This is a genomic window from Pseudomonas sp. LFM046, assembly GCF_000949385.2.
Classification (GTDB): domain Bacteria; phylum Pseudomonadota; class Gammaproteobacteria; order Pseudomonadales; family Pseudomonadaceae; genus Metapseudomonas.
This window is the reverse complement of record NZ_JYKO02000001.1, coordinates 2,089,934-2,110,623: the sequence shown is the minus strand read 5'-3', so window position 1 is coordinate 2,110,623 and position 20,690 is coordinate 2,089,934. Positions and strand designations below refer to the sequence as shown.

The following is a 20,690-nucleotide window of genomic DNA, read 5'->3' as shown; positions in this document are numbered from 1 at the left end:
CACGGCGCATCGCGTCCGGCAGGAACAAGCATAGAAACTCGTGCCGCGCGTTTCTCAGCGCAGCAGGTTCAAGTGAAGGCCAGGCTCCCTGCCCTCGCCCAGTTCGAGGCGTGACGCACGAACGCCCTGCCCCACCAGCGCCTCGCGCCAGGCTTCGGCGCCCGTCCCGGCCAGGCTGATGCGCAGGGTGCTGTCGAGGTTCAGGCAGCGCGCCAGCAGGGTCGCCCAGACGGCGGGCGGCTCGGCCGGCAGGCGCGCCAGGTGCAGTTCTCCGCTGCTCTTCAGCTCGCGCATGAGCGTGTCCGGTGTGGGCAGCAGCTCGCCCAGGGGCGCGGTGGCATCCAACTGCTCGGCATGCAGGTAGCCACGGCGATTGCCACGCGTGATGCTGTAGAGGGCCAGCAGGCTGTCCTGACGCGGTTCGGCCAGGCGCAGCAGCAGGTAGGCCTGCTGTTCGTCCGGGCCGTAGAGCTTGGAGTTACCGAAGATGGCGTTCGCCCAGAGGTTGCTGGAGCCGCAATCACGGCCCTGGCACCAGTAGAGCAGTTCGGCGCCGCCGGCCAGCAAATCCTGGCGGGCACGATCGAAGGCGTCGGTGGAGCTGTGCCCAGCGGGTAGCCGGTAGGTCACCGAGGTTTGTCTGCCCTCGGCATCCACCTTGCGTTCCATGCGCAACTGGTTGCTGATGCGGCGGATGGAGCTTTGCGGGTAGACCCGCTCCTGGTCCGGGGTCTCGCTGAAGTCGGTGATCTCGGCGTGGGGGAAACGCGGCAGCGCCGCCAGGTCATGGCTGTCGGGCAGATCGGCAGCCTGGACGGATGCGGACAGCAGCAGGCCGGCAAGTAGGGTGAGGCGCATGCGCATCCTTATCGAATCTTCCTGGAATCAGCAGTCTGGACCAGCTTTGCGACGTTTGCCTGCCACGCGCCGCTGGCCTCGCCTTCCGACATCCGAATTCCGTGAAGGTCCATCATCCCACTGCTCCTTGGCGAAAAGGCCGCAAGCCTCCCCAGTTGGCAGGGGCAAGTCAAGAAGGGGCGAAGAAGGGATTGAAACAGTCTGCTACAGCCTGAGCACCGGCGTCGTCATCCAGATGCAGGTGGTGCTTGCCCGGAAGCCGCCGTACTTCCATGGACAGGCCCTCCAGCAGGCCAGCGAAGCGGGGTTCCACCTCAAGCAGCCCCTGCTCGGCCAGCACCAGCATGGCCGGGCACTGCACCGCTCGGGCGAAGGCCAGGGCGTGGGCACGGGTCAGGCGCAGGGGCGATGGCAGGGTCAGGCGATTATCAGTGCGCCAGGTGTAGCCACCCGCGACCGGCATCAGGCCGCGCTGGGCGAGCAGTTCCGCAGCCTCGCGGCTGACGCCGCCGGTGCCGCGCATGCGCGCCTCCACTGCACGGTCGGCATCGGCATAGACCGGCTTGCGCTTGCCCGCCAGGGCCAGCTGGGCGCGCAGGGCCTCGCCGAGCTTGGCCGGCGCCTGGTCGGCCTCGCCCGTATAGGGCATCAGGCCGTCGATCAGGGCCAGGCGCTCCACCCGTTCCGGCATGGAGGCGGCGAGCATCACCGAGACGATGGCGCCCATCGAGTGGCCCAGCAGGGAGAAGCGCTCCCAGCCGAGCTGTTCAGCCACCAGCAGCACATCGGCGACGTAGTCCCAGAGCAGGTAGCTGGCACCCGACGCACGGTGGGCGGAATGGCCGTGGCCGGCGAAGTCCAGGGCGGCGATGCGCAGACCCGGCAGGCGCGGGGCCAGGCGCGCGAAGCTGTTGGCGTTGTCGAGCCAGCCATGGAGGGCGATCACCCGCGGGCCGTCTTCCGGGCCGTAGAGGTGCGCCGCCAGCTCGATGTGGGGCAGGTTGAGGCGGATTTCTTCGACCTGGGCAGTCATGCGCTGGCCTCCTGGCGACGGCCGTCCCAGCGGCCAAATACGGACTTGAGCAGTTCGGCGGTTTCCTGGGGGCGCTCCAGGGGGAACATGTGCCCGCCCGGAAGGGACAGGTACTCCCCTTGCGGCACCCGCTTCACCAGCCGCGCGTGGTGGGGCAGCACCACCTTGCTGTGACGCCCGCGCACCAGGGCCAGGGGCACCTGGAGTTGCTGCGGGCGGCCCGGCGTGCGGTGGGGCACGCTGCGGTAGATGCTGATCTCGGTGGCCGCGTCGAATTTCAGCCGCAGGCTTTCTCCCTGGTGTGCAAGGCCGTGACGCACGTAGGCGTCCAGGCAGTCCGGGTCGAAGCGGCGGAACAGGGTCTTGCCGGCGAAGTAGTCACGGGCTTCGTTGAAGTCGCCGAACTCCTCGCGGCGCCCCAGGGTACGGCCTGCCGGGGTGATGCGGTCGATGAAGCCGAAGCGCTTGGCGGCGCGGATGACGATGCGGTCGGCAAGGGTCAGGACCGGCGAATCCAGCATCACCACGCCGCGATAGAGATCGGGCCGGCGCAGGGCGGCGTGGTAGTGCAGCACGCCGCCGAGGGAATGGCCCAGGCCCCAGACCGGCTCGACCTGTCCTTCCAGGTGGTGGATGAGTTCGTCCACCAGGTTCTCCCAGTTGTCGTTTACCGGGAAGCGTGGGTCATGGCCGTGCTGTTCCAGGTGTTCGACGCGGAACTCCGGGGCCAGGGCAGCGAACAGCTTGCCGTAGGTGGCCGAGGGAAAGCCGTTGGCGTGGGCGAAGAAGATGGTGTGCATGGCGTCCGGCTCGTCGGGGAATGCCGGGAATTTTCCGGCAGCCTCGTTCTCGCGGCAATGACCGTAACCGCCAGTGATGATGGCGCTACTGCCAAACTCCCAGTGCCAGCAGCCGTCCTGCCAAGCCCAGCGCCACCATCAGGAACACCAGGCCACAGGCCAGGTCGATGGCGGGCGCGGCGCGCAGCAGGAGCTGCTGGTTGCGGCGACGCGTGAGCACCAGGCCCAGCAGGCTGAACCAGGCCAGGCCCATGCCGAACAGGATGGCGGCAGCGCCCAGCTTGCCGGCAATGGACATCTCCGCCGGGATCAACCCCGTCAGCAGCGCGAGGAAGAACACCAGGGCCTTGGGATTGAACAGGTTGGTGGCCAGTCCTCGCAGCCAGGGCCCCAGGGTGGACGGCGGCAACACGCCGTCGAGCCGCCCGCCTCCACCCTCCCTGCGCTTGAACCAGGCCCGCACTGCACCGACGCCGAGCCATCCCAGGTAGGCAGCACCGATCAGTTGCAGCAGATCGAAGAGGATCGGCGAGCGGCTGACCAGCAGCGCCACGCCGGTGAGCACCAGGGTGCCGTGGATGAGGATGCCGCAGCTCAGTCCCAGGGCGCTGAGCAAGCCGGCACGGCGGCCCTGGTGCACGGCGGTGCGGACCACCAGTGCGACATCGGGGCCGGGGCTGATCAGGGCGATGGCGAACACGGCCGCCAATGACAGCAAGACGGAAGTCTCCTGCATGGAAGTTCTCCAGGATGTAGGGGGATTCAGCGGTATGGGCGGATCAGCGGCTGCGCAGCTTCGCCGGTGGCAGTCCGTAGGTGCGGCGGAACAGCCGCGAGAAGTGCGCCTGGTCGTAGAAGCCCAGGTCCAGCGCCACTTCGCTCAGGTTCTCGCCACGCAGCACCCGTGGCAGCGCGCGCTCCAGGCGCAACTGCGTCAGCCACTGGTGGGGCGGCAGCCCGCACTGGCGGTTGAAGCGTCGCAATGCCTGCCAAGGGCTGAGGCAGCAGAAGGCGGCCAACTCCTCCAGGGGAGGCGGTGAGTCCAGGCGGGATTCCAGCCAGTCCCGCAGTTGCTTCCAGGTCCGCCCATCAAAGCCCTGGTCCGGCTCGCGGACACGCAGGGTGGAACCCTGCTCCAGCAGGTTGGCCAGGGCCGGCCAGAGCAGGCTCTCCTGCTCCAGTCGCGAGCCCTGCAGCAACGCACCGTGCAGGCCTTGCAACTGGCCGCGCAGTCCGGCGTCGCGAAGGATGCTGGTGGTCAGGCGCGGCGCACCCTGGCGGTCATCGCTGAGGGTACGGCTGGCGTCGTCCAGCCACTGGGGATCAAAGGCCAGCACGCGGATCTGATAACCCTGGCCGTCGACGCCGGCGCCATCGTGGATCTGCTCCGGCGCCATCAGCAGCACATCCCCGGTGTCGGCCTGGTGGCTTTCTCCCTGGTGCACGTAGCGCTGCCGGCCGCGCACAACCAGCCCCAGGTGGTACTCCAGGTGGAAGTGCCGGGGGAAGCTGAAGCGCTGGTGCTGGGCGTCGATCAGGCGAACGCCGGGTAGGCAGCTGGGGATGTGATGAGTCTGGTCCATGGGCGCCACTTTACGCCGTGGCCGGGCGGGATTCTTGGACAAAATTGCGGGACCGACAGGGCGGCCTCCATTGGTGGGCTAAAGCCCGCCCCACGGAATTGCGTGCAGCGTTTCGTAGGGTGGAAATCGCTCTTCATTTCCACCTTTCGATGCCTGCCAATGCCGCCGATGGTGGACCGAGGAAGCGTGGTCCACCCTACGCACGTGCCTTGCTCAGGCACGCGGAGGCTCCGTCCCAAGCGGAACGATCGCCATGGTCAGGCGGGAGATACAGCTGGGTTTGCCATCGTCACCCGCAAGGCGGATGTCCCAGACGTGGGTGGTGCGCCCCAGGTGCACCGGGCGGGCGACGGCGGTGACGCGACCGCTGCGCAGGCCGCGCAGGTGATTGGCATTGATCTCCAGGCCGACGCAATAGAAGCGGCTGGTATCGATGCACTGGTAGCTCGCGGTGGACCCCACGGTCTCCGCCAACACCACGGAGGCGCCACCGTGGAGCAGGCCGTACGGCTGGTGGGTGCGTGAGTCCACCACCATGCTGGCGGTCAGGGATTCGTCATCGAAGGCTTCGAAGCGGATATCCAGGCCTTCGCCGATGGTGTTCTTCAGGGATTCGTTGAGCTTCGCGAGATCGGGTGTCTGGCGCCACAGGGCCATGGGGTCGCTCCTTGATGGGGCCGGGACGGGGTCCCGGCCGGGCTGGATCACTCGTGCCAGACAACCGCTTCCCGGCGTTCGAGCCATTCGGGGAAGCGCTTGCCATAGGCGTCTTCCACCATGCTGCGCTTGATCTTCAGCGTTGGGGTGAGGAAGCCGTTGTCCACCGCCCAGACGTCCTTGACCAGCACCAGCCCTTGCAAACGCTCGTGCTTGTCGAGGTCGCCATTGACCTGCTCCAGCAGGCTGCGCAGGCTGACCTCCAGCTCCGCCCGGGCGCTGTTGGCCGCTTCCTGCCGGCCCACGTCGGACAACACGCAAAGGGCCATGGGCTGCGGCAATCCATCGCCCACCACGCAGACCTGCTCGATGCGCGGGTGCACCGCCAGGCGGTTCTCGATGGGAGCCGGCGCGACGTACTTGCCCTTGCTGGTCTTGAAGATTTCCTTGATGCGGCCGGTCAGGCGCAGGTTACCGTCGGTGTCCTGCTCGCCCTTGTCGCCGGTGCGCAGATAGCCATCTTCGGTGAGGGTTTCGGCGGTCCTGGCCGGGTCCTTGAAGTAACCCTGCATGGTGGCGCCGCTGTGCACCTGCACTTCGCCCTCCTCGCTGATGCGGACTTCGACGCCCGGGCTCTTGCGGCCGATCCAGCCAAGTTTCATCTCGCCCTTGCGGCACACGTGGGAGTAGCCGCAGTTCTCGGTCATGCCGTAGACCTCCAGCACTTCGAGGCCCAGGCGCTTGTACCAGTCCAGCAGCGCCCCGGGGACCGGCGCGGCACCGCAGAGGGCATAGCGCACGGCGTCCAGGCCGAGACCGGCCAGCACCTTGCGGCCAACCATGCGGCCGAGGATGGGCAGCTTCAGCAGGCGATCCAGCTTCTGTGCGGGCATCTTCGAGTACACGCCCATCTGGAACTTGGTCCAGATCCTCGGCACGCCGAAGATGGCGGTGGGCCGGGCGCGACGCAGGTCGTCCAGGAAGGTGTCCAGGCTTTCCGCGAAGAACACCGTCTGCCCGGCGTAGAGGGACGCCATCTCGACGAACATCCGCTCGGCCACGTGGCACAGCGGCAGGTAGGAAAGGAGGCGGTCGTTCTCGCCGGTGCCGAACAGGTTGACCCCGTGGCTGGCGGCAAAGGCGAAGTTGCTGAAATTGTGCATCACGCCCTTGGGCGTGCCGGTGGTGCCGGAGGTGTAGATGATGGTGGCGAGCTGGTCCGGCGCACTTTTGGGGGTGTCCCGGATCGGGTTGGTGGCCTGCAGGTCGGCCCAGCGGAAGTCGAACTCGCCCTCGGGGTGAATCGGCAGCGCGATGGTGGGTACGCCCTGGGGCACGCCGTCGGCCATGGCGGGCCAGTCGTCGAGCTTGCCGACAAAGGCCAGGGCCGATTCGGAATGCGCCAGCACCTGCCGGGCGGACTCTGCAGTGAGGTTGGGATAGAGCGGGACGGAAACGTGGCCGGCCATCCAGATGGCGAGGTCGGCGATGATCCAGTGGGCACAGTTCTTGGAAATGATCGCGATACGGCTGCCCTGGGGCAGCTCGCGCCCCCGCAGCCAGCTGGCGGCCCGACGGGCCTGCTCCCCCACCTCAGCCCAGGTCAGCTCCTCGATCCTGCCACCGCCGAGGGGCTGGACCAGGTAGCGCTTGTTCGGGTGACGGGCTTCACGCTCGAAGAACACTTCAAGCGGCAAACGGACTGCATCAGCCACAGGGCCTCCTCCTTTATTCTTTTTGTGGGGGACAACCAAGCACTTGCTTGGTCGACTATTCCACGCACCCGGAGGAGGCGCAAGTTAAGAAATGTTGCGTTCTGTCAGTGATGGCGAACGTGATGCAAGGCGCGCAGGGACATCAGACCGGGGAGCAGCGCATCGCCTTCCAGCTCCACCAGGCTGGCAGTGCTCATGGGCAACGGTTCCTGGCGATGGCCATGGATCAGGAAGCCCGCCAGGTCGCTGACGAAGGGGTTGTGGGTGACCAACAGCAGGTCTTGCTCACTGCGTTCGGCGAGGAAATTCAGGGCTTCGCGGGGGTCGCTGTCCGGGGTCAGCCAGGGCGCGGTACCCACCGCGCCGCTGAAGCCCAGGGCATCACGAACCAGTTCAGCGGTCTGCTGCGCCCGCACATAGGGGCTGGCCAATATCGCCCCCAGTGGCCGCCCGGCGAGTTGGGCGGCGCTGTGCAGCACTTCCTTGCGGCCGTGGCGGGTCAGCTCGCGCTCCGCATCGGTGCGTGCGCGAGGTTCGGCCTCACCGTGGCGCAGCAGCCAGAGCCTCACAGCTTGGGCTCTTCATCACGTACAGGGTGGGCAGCCGGCGGCACTTCGTGAGGGGTCTCCCCTTCCGGCGCACGGGCTTCGGGCCAGTCGCCAAACGGCCAGGGCTTCTCTTCGGTGTTGAAGGTGCCGAAGCGGCCGATCTGCGCCAGGTACTGGCTCAGGCTGTCGCCAAAGGACAGCAGACCGGCATTGGGCGCGCCATAGAAGGCACGGTAGCCCAGCTGCAGCAGGACGACGGCACCGAGGACGATCTCGGCCAGTTGCCAGACGATGACGAAGATCAGCATCCACAGGACGCGCAGCAGGATGTGCTCGCGCTGCAGGTCTTCGCGCTCTTCATTCATGGGGAATCTCCTTGTCCGTATGCGTGGCTCAGAAGCCGGTGGTTGGAATGAAGTCTACGTCGGTCTTGGGCTCGCCGCGCATCAATGCCTCGATCACCTGAGCCAGCGTACGCCCCTCGAAAAGGATGGCATGCAGACCCGCGACCAGCGGCATGTAGACCTGCAGCTCTTCGGCGCGGACCTTGAGGACCTTGAGGGTATTGACCCCCTCGGCCACTTCGCCGAGGCGCGCGACGGCATCTTCCAGGCTGAGACCTTCGCCGAGGGCGAAGCCCACCTGGTAGTTGCGGCTCTTGGGTGAGGAACAGGTGACGATCAGGTCGCCCACGCCGGCAAGGCCGAGGAACGTCATGGGATTGGCACCGAGCTTGACCGCGAAGCGGGTCATCTCCGCCAGGGCGCGGGTGATGAGCATGCTCTTGGTGTTCTCGCCCATGCCCAGCGCGGCGGCCATGCCGGACATGATGGCGTAGACGTTCTTCAGTGCGCCGCCCAGCTCGACGCCGAAGCGATCCTGGCTGGCGTAGACGCGGAAGGTGCGGCCGTGCAGGGCTTCTTGCACGCGCCGGCAGAGTTCGGTGTCCTCGCTGGCGACCACGGTGGCGGTCAGGGCGTGGTCAGCGATCTCCTTGGCCAGGTTGGGGCCGGAAATCACGCCGATGCGGGCGTTCGGGGCTACTTCCTCGAGGATCTGGCTCATCAGCTTGAAGCTTTGCGCCTCGATGCCCTTGGTGGTGCTGACCAGGAACTTGCCGGCCAGTTGCCCGGCCACGGGCTCGAGCACCTTGCGCAGGGCGCTGGAGGGAACGGCGACGAACACCAGCTCACAATCGGCCAGCACGGCAGGCAGGTCGTTGTCCGGTTCGACGCCGGGATGGACTTTTACACCCTTCAGGTAGCGGGGATTTTCACGCAGCGTACGGATCGCCTCGGCCTGCTCCGGGTCGCGCATCCACTGGCGCACGCGCTGGCCGTTCTCGGCCAGCAGGTTGGCAATGGCGGTGCCGAAGCTGCCGCCGCCGAGCACCGCGACGGGTTGCTGTTCAGTCATAACGGGTCCATGTAGGCCATTGGGATGGCGAATTTGCGCATTATACGGCGCCGCCGCCGGCCAGCCAGTCTCAATCCAGAGCCTTTGCGCTGGCAAAGCGGGCGACCTCGGTTAAGATGCCGCAGGTTTGCCTGGTGCAGGTCCATCAGGGGCCCCTTTTGCGCGCCGAGACGCCTGCGTATCGAAATTTCCCACAGCACCGGGGCATAACGGGACTAGAGTTCCAGCATAGAACTGTCCCCATGGACGACCCCGAATCGAGGCCGAAGGATGATGTGCCCCCCCTCCCCCTGCTCCTTGAAGTTCCCTCCGCTGCCGGTATGCGCCGCTGCAGGAGCGTCGTGGCCATGACCTTGCGGCAGCGCTGGGATATCCACGCCCGCACCCAGCTCATCAGCCTCGGTCCGGCATTGCTGCTGACCTTGCTGCTCACAGGTTTCTTCACCTTCGTCCGCCTGCAGGACCTGCGCCAGGAGCTGAATCACACCGGCCAGCTCATTGCCAGCCAGCTCGCCCCGGCGGCCGAATACGGCGTGGTTACCGGCAATCTGCAGGTCCTGGAAGGCCTGCTGCAGGCCAGTCTGAGCACGCCTCATGTCCGTTTCCTGGAAGTACGCGACCGCGCCGACAATATCCTGGTCTACCTGGAACAGCAGGAAAGCCTGGAGAAGACCGGCGCCCAGGTTGAGGTATTCCACGCTCCCATCATCCAACAGCAGGTGCACCTCCAGGCCCAGCGCACCCTGGCCAGGGGGGATAGCCGCAGCAATGACGGCAATTACCTGGGCCGGGTAGTGGTGGGCATGTCCAACGACGCCTTCAGCAGCCGCCAGCAGGAAATCCTCTTCAAGGCGACCGTGCTGGCCCTGGTCGCTCTCCTCCTCACCTTCCTCCTCGCCCGCCGCCTGGCTACCGGCCTGTCGCAACCCATCAGCGCCATGGGTGAGGCGGTCAAAGCCATCCAGGACGGCAATTACAGCGCCAGCCTGCCTGTGGTGGATGACAGCGAACTGGGTGACCTGGGCCGGCACATCAACAACCTCGCCAGCGGCCTGGAGCAGGCCAGCCAGGAACAGCAGCAGTCGATGGACCAGTTGATCAAGGCCCGCGAGGAAGCGGAAATGGCCAACCGCGCCAAATCCGACTTCCTCGCCATGATGAGTCACGAACTGCGTACGCCCATGAATGGCGTGCTGGGCATGCTGCAACTGCTGGAAACCACGGAAATGACCGACGAACAGGCGGAGTATGCCGCCCTGGCCACGGAATCCACCGAGCACTTGCTGAAGGTGATCAACGACATCCTCGACTTCTCCCGAATCGAACGCGGTGCCCTGGAGCTGGAGCGAATCCCCTTCAACCTGCTGGACCTGATCCTCGGCTCGGTGCAGGTGTTCCAGCACAGCGCCCAGCAACGCGGATTGGCCCTGACCCTGGATACCCAGGGCGGACTGGAACGGGTCGAGGTCCAGGGAGACCCGACTCGATTGCGGCAGATCCTCGTCAATCTGGTGGGTAACGCGCTGAAATTCACCGAAGAAGGCGGCATCAAGGTGGAAACCCGCTGGCAGGCACTGGACAGCGAGGTGCTCTGGCTCACCTGCGCGGTGCATGACAGCGGCATCGGCATCCCGGCGGATCGCCTGGAGCACATGTTCGACGCCTTCCAACAGGCCGATCACTCGATCTCCCGCCGCTACGGTGGAACAGGCCTCGGTCTGCCCATCGCCCGCACCCTGGCCGAACGCATGGGTGGAACCCTGCGGGCGGAAAGCCGACAGGGTTCCGGCTCGATCTTCACCCTGGAGATTCCCCTGCCGTTCCGCACCCAGGGCGCGGAAGCGGAAGCCGGCAATGGCACCCAGAACAGCGAAGGCAGTGGCCAGCACGTGCTGTTGGTGGAGGACAACCCGGTGAACCAGACGGTGATCGAGGCCATGCTGCGCAGCCTCGGCTACCAGGTCAGCCTGGTGGGGGATGGCGCCCAGGCGGTACACCAGGCATCGCGCCACGATTATGCGGCGATCCTCATGGATTGCCGGCTGCCGGTGCTGGATGGCTACGAGGCCACGCGGCAGATTCGCCAGATGAATGGCGGCGCGGCGCTGCCGATCATCGCCCTCACCGCCAACGCCCTGCAGGGCGATCGCGAGGCCTGCCTGGCCGCCGGCATGAACGATTACCTGGCCAAGCCCTTCAAGCGCGCCGACCTGCTGCGGGTGATGCAGCGCTGGCTGAGCAGGCCGTCGGACTGATTCCTGAAAAAAGGTGCCGTTTCCAGACATTCGTCGAGTGCCCGGGGATGTTAAAGTGCACCACGCTTTGCGAGCGGGGGAGCCCCTGCCGGCCTGTTCCGGCGGGTTGACGGCATTCAAGTGAACAACTGTTCTCGCCACTCTGTGACTTTCACCGCAACGCAACAGTCTATGACTAGTCTGCCGCCTGACGCCCCCTAACAACGGCCACGGCAGAAGGATGAATGCAAAGCCCTGTGTCGAACGGGGACCATTGAGGAGCTCGCATGACCAAACAAAACGCCTATACCCGGGAAGATTTGCTGCGCTGCAGCCGCGGCGAGCTGTTCGGCCCGGGTAATGCGCAACTGCCCGCCCCCAACATGCTGATGATCGACCGCATCGTGCACATCAGCGAAACCGGCGGGAAGTACGGCAAAGGCGAGATCGTCGCCGAGCTCGATATCAATCCCGACCTGTGGTTCTTCGCCTGCCACTTCGAAGGCGACCCGGTCATGCCCGGCTGCCTCGGCCTCGACGCCATGTGGCAGCTGGTTGGTTTCTTCCTCGGCTGGCAGGGCAACCCCGGCCGTGGCCGCGCCCTCGGCTCCGGCGAAGTGAAGTTCTTCGGCCAGGTCCTGCCGTCCGCGAAAAAGATCACCTACACCATCCACATCAAGCGCACTATTAATCGTTCGCTGATCCTCGGCATCGCCGATGGCACCGTTGCCGTCGATGGCCGCGAGATCTACAGCGCCGAAGGCCTGCGCGTCGGCCTGTTCACCTCTACCGACAGCTTCTGAAGGACATCCGCATGCGTCGCGTCGTGATCACTGGCCTGGGCATTGTTTCCTGCCTGGGCACTGACAAAGCCACCGTCTCCGAGAACCTGCGCACCGGCCGTTCCGGTATCCGCCATAACCCGTCCTACGCGGAAATGGGTCTGCGCAGCCAGGTATCGGGCTCCGTCAACCTGAACCTGGAAGAGCTGATCGATCGCAAGATCTTCCGCTTCATGGGCGATGCCGCTGCCTACGCCTACCTGGCGATGCAGCAGGCCATCGAAGATGCCGGCCTGACCGCCGAGCAGGTCTCCAACCCGCGCGTGGGCCTGATCGCCGGCTCCGGCGGCGCTTCCACCGTCAACCAGATGGAAGCCATCGACACCCTGCGCGAAAAGGGCGTCAAGCGCGTTGGTCCGTACCGCGTGACCCGCACCATGGGCAGCACCGTTTCCGCCTGCCTGGCCACCCCCTTCCAGATCAAGGGCGTGAACTTCTCCATCTCCTCCGCCTGCGCCACCAGCGCACACTGCATCGGCCAGGCCATGGAGCAGATCCAGCTGGGCAAGCAGGACATGGTCTTCGCCGGCGGCGGTGAAGAAGAACATTGGAGCCAGAGCTGCCTGTTCGACGCCATGGGCGCCCTCTCCACCCAGTACAACGAAACCCCCGAGAAGGCCTCTCGCGCCTACGACGCCAAGCGTGACGGCTTCGTCATCGCCGGCGGCGGCGGCATGGTGGTGGTCGAGGAACTGGAACACGCCCTGAAGCGCGGCGCCAAGATCTACGCCGAAATCGTCGGCTACGGCGCCACTTCCGACGGCTACGACATGGTTGCCCCGAGCGGCGAAGGCGCCATCCGCTGCATGCAGCAGGCGCTGTCCACCGTCGACACCCCGATCGACTACCTGAACACCCACGGCACCTCCACCCCGGTGGGCGACGTGGCGGAAATCCGCGGCGTACGTGAAGTGTTCAAGGACAAGGCTCCGGCCATCAGCTCCACCAAGAGCCTGTCCGGCCACTCCCTGGGCGCCGCCGGCGTGCAGGAAGCCATCTACTGCCTGCTGATGATGGAAGGCAACTTCATGGCTGGCTCGGCCAACATCGACGAGCTGGACCCTGAAGTGGCTGACCTGCCGATCCTGCGCGAGACCCGCGAGAACGCCACGATCGACACCGTCATGTCCAACAGCTTCGGCTTCGGCGGCACCAACGCCACCCTGGTACTGAAGCGCTTCAAAGGCTGACCCGCCTTCGCGTAACACCCGCAACGCCCGTATCCCCGGATACGGGCGTTGTCGTTTCCGGGCCCGTCCGGAGCCCGCTTTCCGTAAGCCTTGTAGGGCTTTTCCGAACCGCTGTTTTCGCCATCAAGAACCGCCGCGCTCCTCCGCTACAGGGACCAGCAACACCCACCCAGTCCCGGATCGGAGTAGACGCATGTTCCTTCGCCAAATCCCCATCGCCTACCGCGCAGCCATCGGCTTCGCCATCATCACCCTGATGCTGGTCGGCCTCGGCGCATTCGCCCACAACCGCATGGCCGCCATCAACCAAGCCTCCACCCAGATCAGCGAGATCTGGCTGCCCAGTGTCCAGGCTTCCGGCCAGATGGGCCTGCTCATGGCGGAGTTCCGCCTCAGCGAAATGAACCACGTGCTGGCCCAGGACGACGCGGCCATGGATGCCCAGGAACGGCGCATGAATGAATTGCTCGTCGAGCTGGCGAAGGTGGAGCAGGCCTACCGGCCGCTGCTGGCGCTGCCGGACGAAAAGCAGCTGTTCGAGGACATCCTCGACGCCACTCGCGATTACATGGACAGCCACAAGGCCCTGTTGAAGCTGTCACGGCGCAACGATACCGAGCGTGCCTATGCGCTGATTCGCGGCGAGCAGAACGAGCGCTATGAGAGCCTGTCACGCAGCCTGGCGGCATTGATCGACCTCGACCATCGACAGGCGCAGGTTTCCAGCCGCCTCGGCGACAAGGTCGTCAGCGATGCCACCCGCTCCGTGGTGCTGGTAATGCTGCTGGCGGTGCTGGCCAGCATCACCATCGCCTGGCTGCTGACCCAGAGCATCGTGAGCCCCATCCGAGCAGCCATGCGCACCGCAGAGCGGGTGGCTGGCGGTGACCTCACCGGCGATCTCGACACCACCGGCCGCGACGAGCCCGCCAGACTGATGCAGGCCCTGCAGACCATGCAGCAGCATCTGCACGACACCATCGAACAGATCGGCCATTCAGCCACCCAGCTCGCTTCAGCGGCGGAACAGTTGAACGCCGTGACCGAGGAAGGCAACCGCTCGCTGAACCGCCAGCACGACGAGATCGAGATGGCCGCCACCGCCGTCAACCAGATGAGCACGGCGGTGGATGAAGTGGCGCGCAACGCAGCCTCCACCTCCGATGCTTCGATCGCTTCCGAGGACGTGGCCCGCACCGGGCGTGAACGGGTCGAGGAAACCGTGCAGGCCATTCGCGGCATGAGCCAGGAGGTTGCCCGCACCACGCAATTGGTGGCGGATCTCGCCGGCCAGGCCCAGGGCATCGCCACGGTGCTGGACGTGATCCGCGCCATCGCCGAGCAGACCAACCTGCTGGCGCTCAACGCGGCCATCGAAGCGGCCAGGGCGGGCGAACAGGGGCGCGGCTTCGCCGTGGTGGCGGACGAGGTGCGCGCGCTTGCGCACCGTACCCAGGATTCGACCCGCGAGATCGAACAGATGATCGCCGCGATCCAGACCGGCTCCGATGCGGCGGTCGGCGCGATGAACCAGAGCGACCTCAAGGCGCGGGAGATGCTGAAGGTCGCCGAAGGTGCCGGCCAGGCCCTGCATGAGATTGCCCGGCAGGCCGGGGAGATCAACGAACGCACCCTGCTCATCGCCACCGCCGCCGAACAGCAGGCCCAGGTGGCCCGCGAAGTAGACCGCAACCTGGTGAACATCCGCGACCTCTCGGTACAGACCTCGTCCGGCGCCGACCAGACGTCGGCGGCCACCCACGAATTGTCGCGGCTGGCGGTCGAGCTCAACCGGATGATCGCGCGCTTCGTGGTCTGAACTCGCAAAACAGGTCGCGGACCTGCCGTAGGTTGGACCGAGGAGAGGCCCAACAAGGAGCCGCCCTGGGTATCGTTGGGCCTCGCAGGCTCGGCGCCAACCTACGGGGTGGATAGCGCTCCAAACGAAAAAGGGCGCCTGTGCGGCGCCCTTCTTCTTTTTTCCTCCAACCCTCAGGCCGCTTCGCGACCACCCTCCGCCTTGCTGCCGGTGATGCGCGGCAGCAGCATCGGCACCTGCCGTCGATAATCGGCGTACTCGGGGTGCGCCCGCAGCAGATCGCGTTCTTCGAGCTGGATGGCGGCCAGGATATAGATACTCGTCACCACCGCGAACAGCAGGTGCGCCGCGCTCATGGTCGGAGTCGCCCAGAAGCACAGGAACCAGCCCGCATAGAGAGGATGGCGTACCAGCTTGTAGGCGCCCGGCGTCTTGAACTCCAGCTCGGTGTAGGGTTTGCCCAGCAGGTTCAGCCAGACGTGGCGCAGGCCGAACAGGTCGAAATGGTTGATCAGCAGGGTCGCGTAGAACACCAGCGCCCAGCCGAAACCGAAGGTGGCGCCCAGCACCAGCCGGCCCGAACGGTTCTCGATGTTCCAGATCTCGCCACCCAGAGGCTGCCAGTAGCTGTACAGCAGGATCAGCGCCAGGCTGGAGAAAAGCACATAGGTGCTGCGCTCGGCCTCTTGCGGTACCCATCGGGTCCACCAGGCCTTGAAGGCCGGGCGGGCCATCAGGCTGTGCTGCACGGCGAACACACCCAGGAGCAGAACATCAATGCCGAGTGCCGCCCAGAACGGCATGCGCGGGTCACCATCCAGGGTTCGCGGGGCGAACGGCAGGTTGGCGATGAAACCGATGGAATAGGCGAAGGTGGCGAAGAAGATCAGGTAGCTGATCAGCCCGTAGACAAAGATCGAAACGCGCTTGAGGTAGGTGAACATGATGCGCTCCTGCCGGGGGTTCTGGTCGGCGGGATCGCTCCGCTCCGCCTTGGACACCATCCTCGCCCCGGGCTGTATCAGCCCTATGGCTGAGAGCGCTCAGTTTGTTTCCGCTTTGTATCCGCTCCTCGGGCTGCTCAGCCAGGCCTGCAACAGTTGATGCAGGCGCTGCTGGTTCAGGGGTTTGGTCAGCAGTGCCTTGACCCCCTGCCGCTGCACATCGCTCTCCAGCAGCGAATCGCTGAACCCGGTGTAGAGCACGATGGGCAGGTCGGCGCGGGAAGCCAGCAGGCGCCGCGCCAGTTGCAGGCCAGACAGACGCGGCATGCTCTGATCGAGGATGACGAAGTCCCAGGCGAAGGGATCGGCGCAGAGTTGCTGGCTGGCCTGCTCCGCATCGCAGAAGACGCCCGGTTCCAGCCCCCAGCCCTCCAGCAACTCACCCATGAATTCGGCCACGGTGACATCGTCGTCCACCACCGCCACGCGGCCGTGCAGTGCCGAACGCAGCGCCGGCCGCTCGGTTGCAGGTACGCCATGGTCCTCCGGCCCCACTGCCTGGCTGTGGACCGGCATCAGTATGCGGAAGGTGGCGCCTCGCCCCGGAACACTCTCCAGATGGATATGGCCGCCGTACTCATGGACGATGCCGTGCACCATGGACAGCCCCATCCCGCTCCCCTGCCCACTCGCCTTGGTGGAGAAGAACGGCTCGAATATCTGCGAACGCAGCGTCGGATCGAGACCCGGACCGCTGTCACTCACCGTCAGGGCGACGAAATGGCCCTTGATGCCCTGCTGGCAGGAGGCGCAGACCCCCTCCAGATCCTGCTGGCCCAGGCTGACCCGCAACTGGCCGACACTGCCCATGGCGTCGCGGGCGTTGATGCAGAGGTTCATCAGTACCTGCTCCAGCTGCACCGGGTCCGCCAGTACCCGCGGCAGATCGTGGTCCAGCTGGACTTCCAGCTCGACCGTGGCCGGCAAAGTGGATTCTACCAACCGGATGAAATCCCCTAGCAGCAGGTCCAGGGACACCACCTGCGGCTTGCCACGGCTGCCCCGGCTGAAGGTGAGCATCTGCTGGATCAGGTCGCGGGCCTTCTCCGCCGAGCGCTGTACCCTCGACAGGTACTTGCCCAGGCGTTCGTCACTCCCCTGCTCCGCCAGTTCCTGGGCCATCACGGTGTAGCCCAGCATGCTGGTCAGCAGGTTGTTGAAGTCGTGGGCAATGCCCCCGGTCAGGTGCCCGATGGCCTCCATGCGCTGGGCCTGGCGCAACTGCTGCTCCAGGCGGGCGCGTTCTTCTTCGGCCTGGGTGCGCTCGGTGATGTCACGCAGGTAACAGATGAATCGCGGCCCTTCGTCGCCCGGCACCTGGGTCAGGGCCAGTTCAGCGTTGAATTCCTGGCCGTCGGCGCGCTGGGCCACCACCTCCATGCGCTTGCCGAGGAATGCGCCATGGCCCGTCATCAGGTAATGCTCCAAGGCCCGCTCATAGGCGTCACGGAATCGCGGCGGGATGATCAGCTTCAGCAGCGAATGCCCCAGCGCCTGCTCACGGCTGATACCGAAGCACTGCTCCGCCGCCGGGTTGAAGGCCAGCACCCGCCCCGTCTCGTCCATGCTGATGAAGCAGTCCAGGGCGGTGTTGGTGATGGCGCGGTACTGCATCTCACTGGCGCGCAGGGCCTGCTCGGCCTCCTTGCGCTGGGTGATTTCACGGGTGATGCCGAGAATGCGGTCGATGCCGCCGATGGCCACGCGTTTCAGCAGCACCTCATCCCAATGCAGGCTGCCGTCACGGTTGCGCCGGTGCCACTCGAAACGCTGGACCTGGCCGGCGGCGGCCCGGGCAAGATGGCCGGCGGCCTCCTTGCCGGTATAGGGGGTGTAGCCGGCGCTGAAGGCGTCGATGTCCAGCTTGAGCATTTCCTCGTAGCTGTAGCCATAGGCGCGGCACGCCTTGGGGTTGACGTCCACCAGGGCGCCGGTCTCGATGTCGTGGACGAAGATGGCGTCTTCCGAGGTATCGAAGATCGCCCGGTAGCTGGCCTCCGCTTCCAGTCGCTCGATTTCCGCTGCCGCCCTGACCGAGAAGATGCGCAGCACCGACTCCACCTTGTCACGGTCGCTCATGGGACCGAGACGGCCTGCGGCGATCAGGCCCAGGGGGCGGCCGTCGCTGGCGAACAGCGGGTAGCCGGCGTAGCTGTCGACACCGAAGGCGGCGAGCACCTCATCAGCGGGATAGGAACAGCGCAGGTCCCGGGGCACGAAATGGAAGCTGCGGCCGAACACCTCGGCACAGGGCGTGCCCTTGAGGTCATAGGTGGCGTTCTGGTGCAGCCGGCCACCGTAATAGAGGGCCAGGGTGGTCAGGGCCTGGGGCCCCTGGTCGCTGATGCGGCTGACAAAGGCAAAGTCGGCGTTCAGCGACCGCACCATGTAGCGGGCGATGGCCTCGAACACCTCGTTGCCGGTGGCGGCGGACACCCCCAGGGCCACGAAGCGCAGCACTTCTTCCAGGGTCTTGCGTGAACTGATGTCGGTGGAGATGCCGCAGATGGCACTGACCCGCCCCTCGCTGTCGAAGAGCGGGAACTTGGTCGACAGGTAAGTGCGAATACCGCCCGCCATGGGCACCTGCTCCTCGAACTCCAGCTCATGGCCGAGCTGGGCGACACGCAGGTCATTGGCCCGCAGGACGTCGGCCATCTCCTTGGGGAAGAAGTCATGGTCGGTGCGCCCCAGCACCCGTTCGGCGCGTACCTTGAACAGCCGCTCGAAGGCACGGTTGACCAGCACCAGGCGGCCGTCGAGATCCTTCACGTAGATCACCGCGCTGCTGTTGTCGACGATCTGCCGGAGGCGATGCTCTTCGGCGCTGATGGTGAAGTGGCTGGTCTGGGGTTGGCTCACTGTCGAGCCCTCCGGCGGTGGCGGACAGCCTGAGTATAGGAACAGCCGGGCCCGGCCCGGAGGGCTCCCGAGACCATTGAAACAATTGAAACAAAGCAGTCACCCGGCATGCGGGGCGAATCTTCTCCCGTGCACAAGACCTGCCCCTTCCGCCGGGTCAGGACCGTAGGGTGCGCTGTGCGCACCGATTCCAGGGCCGTCTTCGGTACCCCGTCAAACCGCCGGTGCGCACGGCGCACCCTTCCGCATCGCTTTCAGCCCGGCACGAACATGTACCCCACACCGCGTACGGTGCGGATGATCTGTGGCTTGTCCGGGTCCTGCTCCAGCTTGCGGCGCAGACGGGCGATTCGGATATCGATGGAGCGGTCGAAGGGGTTCCAGTCGCGGTTCTGGGTGAGGTTCAGCAACTGGTCGCGGGACAGGGGCCGGTTGGGCCGCTGGGCGAAGGCCTGGAGCAGGTCGAACTCCATGGCGGTGAGGGGAATTTCCTCGCCCGTTGCGTCGAACAACTGGCGGCTCTGCAGGTCAAGGCGGCAGAGGCCCAGTTGCAGGCAGGCGCTGTCAGGTTCGGCCGCGGCGTGGGTCGGGGCCGGTACTCGACGATAACGCCGCAGCACGGTCTTGACCCGAGCCAGCAGCTCACGGGGGTCGAAGGGTTTGGCCAGGTAGTCGTCGGCGCCGACCTCCAGCCCGACGATGCGGTCCAGCGGCGTGCCGGCACCGGACACCATGATCACCGGCAGGTCGTGATGCTCGCGCAGGTAGCGCGCCAGGCTGAGGCCGTCCTCGCCCGGCAGGCCCACATCCAGCAGCACGAGGTCGGGCAAAGCTTCGGCCAGCCGCGCCCGCAGCTGGCCACTGTCGGCCACGGCGTGAACCTGGTAGCCCTGGCCACCGAGGTAATCCAGCAACAGTTCGCGGATTGCCTCGTCGTCGTCCACCACCAGGATGCTGATCTGTTCGGCCATGGGCCCGCGCCTCTTGCCTGCCTCAGACCCAGCGACTATAGCGCGCCATAGCGACGCGCGCGGGATCAGCGGACGGTGAAGCTCTGCTCAGCCAGCAGGCGATCGCCCTGGAAGACCATGAAGCGCCACTCGCCCGGCACGACTTCGTAATGCTCGGTGAACTCGTAGGCCATGACGTCGGTGGGGGCGCCGGGGGCCATTTTCTGCTCCACGACGAACTTGTCGTGACGTTTGCCGTCCGGGGTGACCACGCCGGGGGTGAGGTAGAGCAGGGTCAGGGGAGCATCCTTTTCCTGCTTGCCGAGCAGCGTGTAGCGCATGCCGAACTTGGTGCCCAGCTTGGCCGGGATCACATCGGTCTGCTCGATGTTCTGGTTGCTGCGGGTCAGCACGCGCTCACCCGGCTGGTAGTCCTGATACTGGGATTCGAAGATGCCGTACTCCACCGGCCCGTCGACCCGCACGTCAGCCAGGGCAACGCCGGAAGCCAGGCCCAGGGCCATGAGTGCTGTCATTCGAAGGGTGATCATGTCGCGCTCCTTGTTTGCGGTGGCGCGAGGCTATGACATGGCCATGACAGGCTTATGACAGACGTGCTGCGCCTTCTTCGATGCCGCCTCCATGGCAGTAACCTCCTGAGTCACCACCTCCCCGCTGCCCGGCCGCCGTCCTTTGCGCTAGCCTAGCGGGGACCCAATCTGCTTACCGGCCAGGAGGCCTGCGATGACCATCCGTCTTACCCGTGATTCCGCCCATGGCACCCGCCAACGTATCGAGTTGGAGGGCAAGGCACCGCTGTTCACCGACCTGCCAGCGGACCTGGGCGGTGCCGGTGCGGACCCGGAGCCCCATGACTATTTCGATGCGGCCCTGGGCAGCTGCAAGGCGCTGACCGTTACCTACTACGCCCAAAAGAACGGCATTCCGCTGACGGGCATCGACGTCGAGGTGACCCGCGACGACAGCGAAGAGCGCAAAGGCCATTACCGCCTGGACGTGAAGCTGACCCTGCGCGGCCCCCTCTCAGACGAGCAGCGCGCCACCCTGCTGCGAATCGCCGACAAATGCCCCGTGCACAAGCTGATGACCCAGGTGGAGGTGAGCATCGAGACGCGCCTCGCCGAAGGCAATTTCAGCCAGTGACCCACGCAGGACGGC

At 65.8% G+C, this 20,690-nt stretch carries 19 protein-coding genes; 5 read left to right on the top strand and 14 right to left on the bottom strand.

The features are described from left to right. Positions 1-54 precede the first annotated feature (54 nt). The 10 genes from TQ98_RS09795 to TQ98_RS09750 all read right to left on the bottom strand — a co-directional run bounded on the left by TQ98_RS09795 (position 55) and on the right by TQ98_RS09750 (position 8,610). The gene (locus tag TQ98_RS09795; protein ID WP_044875500.1) at positions 55-858 is read right to left on the bottom strand and encodes a DUF4892 domain-containing protein; all 804 of its coding nucleotides are present in this window, start codon (positions 856-858) and stop codon (positions 55-57) included. A 169-nt stretch (positions 859-1,027) separates the two neighbouring features. Further along, positions 1,028-1,891, bottom strand: a complete 864-nt coding sequence (locus TQ98_RS09790) for an alpha/beta fold hydrolase (RefSeq protein WP_044875241.1) — start codon at positions 1,889-1,891, stop codon at positions 1,028-1,030. After that, positions 1,888-2,691, bottom strand: coding sequence for an alpha/beta hydrolase (locus tag TQ98_RS09785; protein WP_044875240.1), 804 nt, complete (start codon positions 2,689-2,691; stop codon positions 1,888-1,890). The genes TQ98_RS09790 and TQ98_RS09785 overlap by 4 nt, the downstream gene beginning before the upstream one ends. An 85-nt stretch (positions 2,692-2,776) precedes the next feature. Continuing rightward, positions 2,777-3,427, bottom strand: coding sequence for a LysE family translocator (locus tag TQ98_RS09780; RefSeq protein ID WP_044875239.1), 651 nt, complete (start codon positions 3,425-3,427; stop codon positions 2,777-2,779). A gap of 43 nt (positions 3,428-3,470) precedes the next feature. Then, positions 3,471-4,274: an AraC family transcriptional regulator gene (locus tag TQ98_RS09775; protein ID WP_044875238.1), complete on the bottom strand. Its 804-nt coding sequence runs from the start codon at positions 4,272-4,274 to the stop codon at positions 3,471-3,473. A 213-nt stretch (positions 4,275-4,487) separates the two neighbouring features. After that, positions 4,488-4,931, bottom strand: coding sequence for a hotdog fold thioesterase (locus TQ98_RS09770; RefSeq protein ID WP_044875237.1), 444 nt, complete (start codon positions 4,929-4,931; stop codon positions 4,488-4,490). Between the two features lie 47 nt (positions 4,932-4,978). Then, positions 4,979-6,646: an AMP-binding protein gene (locus TQ98_RS09765; protein ID WP_044875236.1), complete on the bottom strand. Its 1,668-nt coding sequence runs from the start codon at positions 6,644-6,646 to the stop codon at positions 4,979-4,981. 104 nt (positions 6,647-6,750) lie between these two features. Further along, positions 6,751-7,215 (bottom strand): phosphohistidine phosphatase SixA, encoded by a 465-nt coding sequence (gene sixA, locus TQ98_RS09760; protein ID WP_044875235.1) that lies wholly within the window; start codon positions 7,213-7,215, stop codon positions 6,751-6,753. After that, on the bottom strand, positions 7,212-7,559 hold the full coding sequence (locus TQ98_RS09755; protein WP_044875234.1) for a DUF4389 domain-containing protein: 348 nt from the start codon (positions 7,557-7,559) through the stop codon (positions 7,212-7,214). The genes sixA and TQ98_RS09755 overlap by 4 nt, the downstream gene beginning before the upstream one ends. A gap of 28 nt (positions 7,560-7,587) precedes the next feature. Further along, entirely contained in the window at positions 7,588-8,610 is a 1,023-nt protein-coding gene (locus tag TQ98_RS09750) for an NAD(P)H-dependent glycerol-3-phosphate dehydrogenase (RefSeq protein WP_044875233.1), read from the bottom strand. Between the two features lie 347 nt (positions 8,611-8,957). Here TQ98_RS09750 and TQ98_RS09745 point away from each other — a divergent pair, with 347 nt between their 5' ends. From TQ98_RS09745 to TQ98_RS09730, 4 genes are all read left to right on the top strand, one after another. Then, positions 8,958-10,865, top strand: coding sequence for an ATP-binding protein (locus TQ98_RS09745; RefSeq protein ID WP_044875232.1), 1,908 nt, complete (start codon positions 8,958-8,960; stop codon positions 10,863-10,865). Between the two features lie 266 nt (positions 10,866-11,131). Then, entirely contained in the window at positions 11,132-11,647 is a 516-nt protein-coding gene (gene fabA / locus TQ98_RS09740; protein WP_044875231.1) for a 3-hydroxyacyl-[acyl-carrier-protein] dehydratase FabA, read from the top strand. 11 nt (positions 11,648-11,658) lie between these two features. Beyond that, on the top strand, positions 11,659-12,876 hold the full coding sequence (gene fabB, locus TQ98_RS09735; RefSeq protein WP_044875230.1) for a beta-ketoacyl-ACP synthase I: 1,218 nt from the start codon (positions 11,659-11,661) through the stop codon (positions 12,874-12,876). Positions 12,877-13,069: 193 nt separating this feature from the next. Beyond that, the gene (locus TQ98_RS09730; protein ID WP_044875229.1) at positions 13,070-14,695 is read left to right on the top strand and encodes a methyl-accepting chemotaxis protein; all 1,626 of its coding nucleotides are present in this window, start codon (positions 13,070-13,072) and stop codon (positions 14,693-14,695) included. Between the two features lie 173 nt (positions 14,696-14,868). Here TQ98_RS09730 and mddA read toward each other — a convergent pair whose 3' ends face one another. The 4 genes from mddA to TQ98_RS09710 form a co-directional block, all read right to left on the bottom strand. Further along, entirely contained in the window at positions 14,869-15,639 is a 771-nt protein-coding gene (mddA, locus tag TQ98_RS09725) for a methanethiol S-methyltransferase (protein ID WP_044875228.1), read from the bottom strand. A 99-nt stretch (positions 15,640-15,738) separates the two neighbouring features. After that, positions 15,739-18,561 (bottom strand): PAS domain S-box protein, encoded by a 2,823-nt coding sequence (locus TQ98_RS09720; protein WP_103102931.1) that lies wholly within the window; start codon positions 18,559-18,561, stop codon positions 15,739-15,741. A gap of 254 nt (positions 18,562-18,815) precedes the next feature. Beyond that, positions 18,816-19,532 carry a response regulator gene (locus TQ98_RS09715; protein WP_044875225.1) on the bottom strand — a complete coding sequence of 239 codons (717 nt, stop codon included), beginning with the start codon at positions 19,530-19,532 and terminating at the stop codon, positions 18,816-18,818. Positions 19,533-19,597: 65 nt separating this feature from the next. Next, positions 19,598-20,062 (bottom strand): DUF3859 domain-containing protein, encoded by a 465-nt coding sequence (locus tag TQ98_RS09710; RefSeq protein ID WP_044875224.1) that lies wholly within the window; start codon positions 20,060-20,062, stop codon positions 19,598-19,600. Positions 20,063-20,255: 193 nt separating this feature from the next. Here TQ98_RS09710 and TQ98_RS09705 point away from each other — a divergent pair, with 193 nt between their 5' ends. Further along, positions 20,256-20,675: an OsmC family protein gene (locus TQ98_RS09705; protein ID WP_044875223.1), complete on the top strand. Its 420-nt coding sequence runs from the start codon at positions 20,256-20,258 to the stop codon at positions 20,673-20,675. Positions 20,676-20,690 lie beyond the last annotated feature (15 nt).